This window comes from Flavobacterium sp., from assembly GCF_043780635.1.
GTDB lineage: Bacteria > Bacteroidota > Bacteroidia > Flavobacteriales > Flavobacteriaceae > Flavobacterium.
The window spans coordinates 1-3,746 of the sequence record NZ_JAYWCK010000054.1; the positions used below are offsets into that span (position 1 = coordinate 1).

5 protein-coding genes are annotated in these 3,746 nt (G+C 35.4%); all 5 read right to left on the reverse strand.

All coding sequences use genetic code 11. The features are described from left to right. Positions 1 to 167: 167 nt before the first annotated feature. Genes ACH2BV_RS05185 through ACH2BV_RS05205 form a run of 5 tightly spaced genes read right to left on the reverse strand, consistent with a single transcriptional unit; the run spans position 168 to position 3,397 of the window. Positions 168 to 995 carry a TPM domain-containing protein gene (locus ACH2BV_RS05185; protein WP_395049661.1) on the reverse strand — a complete coding sequence of 276 codons (828 nt, stop codon included), beginning with the start codon at positions 993 to 995 and terminating at the stop codon, positions 168 to 170. Further along, positions 995 to 1,432 (reverse strand): TPM domain-containing protein, encoded by a 438-nt coding sequence (locus ACH2BV_RS05190; RefSeq protein ID WP_395049662.1) that lies wholly within the window; start codon positions 1,430 to 1,432, stop codon positions 995 to 997. Before ACH2BV_RS05190 ends, ACH2BV_RS05185 begins: the two co-directional genes overlap by 1 nt. A gap of 10 nt (positions 1,433 to 1,442) precedes the next feature. Then, a complete protein-coding gene (locus tag ACH2BV_RS05195) occupies positions 1,443 to 2,036 on the reverse strand; it encodes a LemA family protein (protein ID WP_395049663.1) in 594 nt (197 codons plus the stop codon). Positions 2,037 to 2,087: 51 nt separating this feature from the next. Next, on the reverse strand, positions 2,088 to 2,420 hold the full coding sequence (locus ACH2BV_RS05200) for a MerR family transcriptional regulator (protein WP_395049664.1): 333 nt from the start codon (positions 2,418 to 2,420) through the stop codon (positions 2,088 to 2,090). Then, positions 2,420 to 3,397 (reverse strand): M23 family metallopeptidase, encoded by a 978-nt coding sequence (locus ACH2BV_RS05205; protein WP_395049665.1) that lies wholly within the window; start codon positions 3,395 to 3,397, stop codon positions 2,420 to 2,422. Before ACH2BV_RS05205 ends, ACH2BV_RS05200 begins: the two co-directional genes overlap by 1 nt. Positions 3,398 to 3,746: the final 349 nt, after the last annotated feature.

Here is a 3,746-nt window from a genome sequence, read left to right on the forward strand (position 1 = left end):
AAGTGCTTGTAACAGGATTTTAAAATCCTGTTACAAGTACTTTTTTATTGTCTGAAAACAACGCTAATCAAAATAAGCAATGTTTTTCAGTGCCCTCAATTTTTTGAAACTCTTTTTATTATTTTTTCTACACTCTGAACCTGAAATTTGCAAACTGCAATCTGGTTCTACCAACCTCCACTACTTCCTCCGCCAGAGAATCCGCCTCCGCCAAAGCCACCACCGAAGCCTCCGCCTCCGCCAGATGAACCACCGCCGAAACCTCCGCCGCCAAAACCTCCACCTCCGCTGTTTCGACCTAAACTGCTCAAGATAATCACATCAAGCAAACTAGGCCCGCCGCCAGAATTACCTGAATTTCCGCCGCTGTTTTTGTTTCTGGAAATTAGGACAATAATGACAATTACAATAATTATGATTGGTAAAACAGGAAAATTTTTTCCTTTATTTTGTTTACGTTCCCCTTTATATTTGCCTTTGAAAACATCAAAAAGAGCGTCGGCGCCTTTGTCTAGACCATTGTAGTAACTTCCGGCTTTGAATTCAGGAATGATGATATTCCGGATTATTTCTCCTCCAATTCCAGCTGTCAATCGATCTTCGAGACCGTAACCAGGGTTGATGGCGATTTTCCTTTCGTCTTTGGCAACCAAAATAACGACTCCATTGTCCTCTTTTTCTGTACCTCCAATTCCCCAAGTCTGTCCCCATTTTGTGGCTAAAAGGCTGACATCTTCACCTTTCAGACTTTCGATGGTGATAATGACAATTTGAGTTGTGGTTGAATCAGAATATCGAATTAGTTTTTCTTCTAATTGGGCTTTTTCACTTGCACTTAAAACATTGGCATAATCATAAACCGAAGTTTGTAAACTTGGTTTTTCAGGTATTGTAAACTGTGCAAAACTGATTTGTGTGATTAGAAGAAAAGCTACTAATATTATATGGAAACTAGCTACCTGCCATCTGCCATCTGCCATCTGTTTAGTTTTCATTATCCTTTAGATATTTCGTTTGATAATTCATTTGTATCACCTTCTTCAAACGGAAAGTATTTCTGCAATTGTTCGCCGGCTTTAGTTATGCCGTCAATCAAACCTTGCTTGAAATTTCCGGTTTTGAATTGTGCTGCCATCGCTTCTTTTGTGGAAACCCAAAAATCATCAGATACTAAATCATCAATTCCTTTATCTCCGCAAATCACGAAAGCTTTGTCCATTATTGCCAGATAAATTAAAACACCGTTTTTGAGTTGGGTTTCATCCATTTTCAATAAATGAAAAACTTCCAAAGCCCTGTCAAAAGGTACTTTGGAAGTTGTTTTTTCTATGTGAACTCTAATCTCGCCAGAAGTTTCTTTTTCAGCCATACGAATAGCCTCAACAATTTCTTGTTCTTCTTCTTTGGTTAAAAAATCTTCAACTTTTGACATTTATTTTGAATTAGAATTTTACTTCGACAGGTTTTTCAGCACCAGCCACTGATTGGAAATAAGCTTTTTCTTTAAATCCAAACATACCGGCAAACATTGAATTTGGGAATGTTTTGATGTGGGTGTTGTAAGGTTTAACCGCTTCGTTAAAACGAGTTCTGGCTGTTAAAATTTGGTTTTCGGTACTTGCTAATTCGTCCTGTAATTTCAAGAAATTGGCATTGGCTTTCAATTCAGGATATTGCTCCACGGTTACCAATAATCTTGACAAAGAACTGCTCACGCCGCTTTGCGCTTGATTGAATTGGGCTAATTGTTCTGGTGTAATATTTTTTGGATCCACTGTGATTGAAGTGGCTTTGGCTCTAGCTTCAATTACGGCAGTCAATGTGCTTTTTTCAAAATCAGCAGCGCCTTTTACAGTATTTACCAAGTTCCCGATAAGGTCATTTCTTCTTTGGTAAGACGTTTGAACATCACCCCAAGTTTGCTCAACGGTTTGACTTAAGGTCACCGCAGTATTATTAATTCCTTTAACCCAGCTATAAATTCCAATGACAAATACAGCTACAATAATCCAAGGTAAAAATTTTTTAAAATCCATTTTTGTTTAATTTAAAGTTTAGTGTTTAGTTTCTATTTAAAAATCGGTAATCTACAATTCATTCTTAATATTCGTCAACTGAACTTTTATGGTTTCCAGTTTTCTGATAATTTCAAATTTATCCAAAGTTTTCTTTTGTCCTTCTTTCAAATGCGTTCTAGCACCTTCGAGCGTAAAACCTCTTTCTTTTACCAAATGATAAATTAATTGAAGGTTTTTGACATCTTCGGGCGTAAACATTCGATTGCCTTTGGCATTTTTCTTTGGCTTTAAAATATCAAATTCACTATCCCAAAAGCGAATAAGCGAAGCATTCACGTCAAAAGCTTTGGCTATTTCGCCAATACTGTAATATCTTTTATCAGGTTGTAATTCTATGTGCATTAGTCAAAGGATTGGTTTTCTTGATTAGCTAATTTTGCAATGGCAACATATTCCACCGCCGAAATATTTCCGTAATAAAAATTGAGCGGATTCACCACTTTTCCGTTTTTATGAACTTCATAATGGCAATGTGGTCCTTCAGATCTTCCCGTACTTCCCACATAACCAATAATGTCACCACGATTGATGCGTTGACCGGCTCTGCATTTGTATCTGCTTAAATGCGCATATAAGGTTTCATATCCAAAACCGTGTCGAATCACGATATGATTCCCATATCCTGAAGCCGTATTATCTGCTCTTTCCACAACACCATCTCCAGTTGCATAAACAGGGGTACCTGTTTTTGCAGTAAAATCCATTCCTTCGTGCATTTTTCTTGCTTTGGTAAATGGATCCGTGCGATACCCAAAACCAGAAACCATACTTTTTAAATTCTCATTTCTAACTGGTTGAATAGCCGGAATTGCTGCCAATAATTTATCTTTTGCCTTCGCCATTTTTAAAATATCATCCAATGATTTAGACTGAATGGCCAGAGCTTTTTGAAGCACATCAATTCGTTTTGTAGTATTGATTACCAACTGTGAATTGTCGTATCCTTCTAATGCAGCATATCGATGAACTTCTTTGTAACCTGCTTTTCTTTCCTCTTCAGGAATGGGCGATGCATTAAAATATACTCTATATAAATTATTATCTCGATCTTCAATAAAATCAATTACTTCTTCAACTTGGTCCATTTTCTTATTCAAAATAGAATAACTCAATTTCAAATTTTCAATTTCACGTGCCTGTAATTTATTTTTTGGAGTTTCAAAATCTGGTGTATTCAATAAAACCACAAAACTCAAAAATCCAAACAATGCCGAAGCCACTAAAAACAACAAAACAACTCCAATTTTCTTTCTCGTTTTTGTGATTATTTTTCGATATGCTAGATTTTCGGAATCGTAATAATATTTTACTTTCGCCATATTTTAAAATACCCTATTTTTGCACATTGTAAAAAGGTTAGTCGAACAAATTTAATAAATGTTTCATTTGTTACACCCTTTTTTCAATAATAAATATTTTAGTTACTGTTTTGAAATAAAGCGTCCAAATTTACCGACGTTAGTTTGTTCTTTTTCAAGGCAAAAAATCTTCCAATAGTTTTTGCTATTGAAATATTTTTTAACAAAAAAAAAGGGCAAATGAACAAGATAAATAGGATGGTTTATTTTAAAATAACCCGTTGGGTGCAATTATTTAAAGTAAAATAAATTGAATAAATATTGGTCAAGATACTGAAATTCAGTATCTTGAAGTCGCTAAACCGCCAAT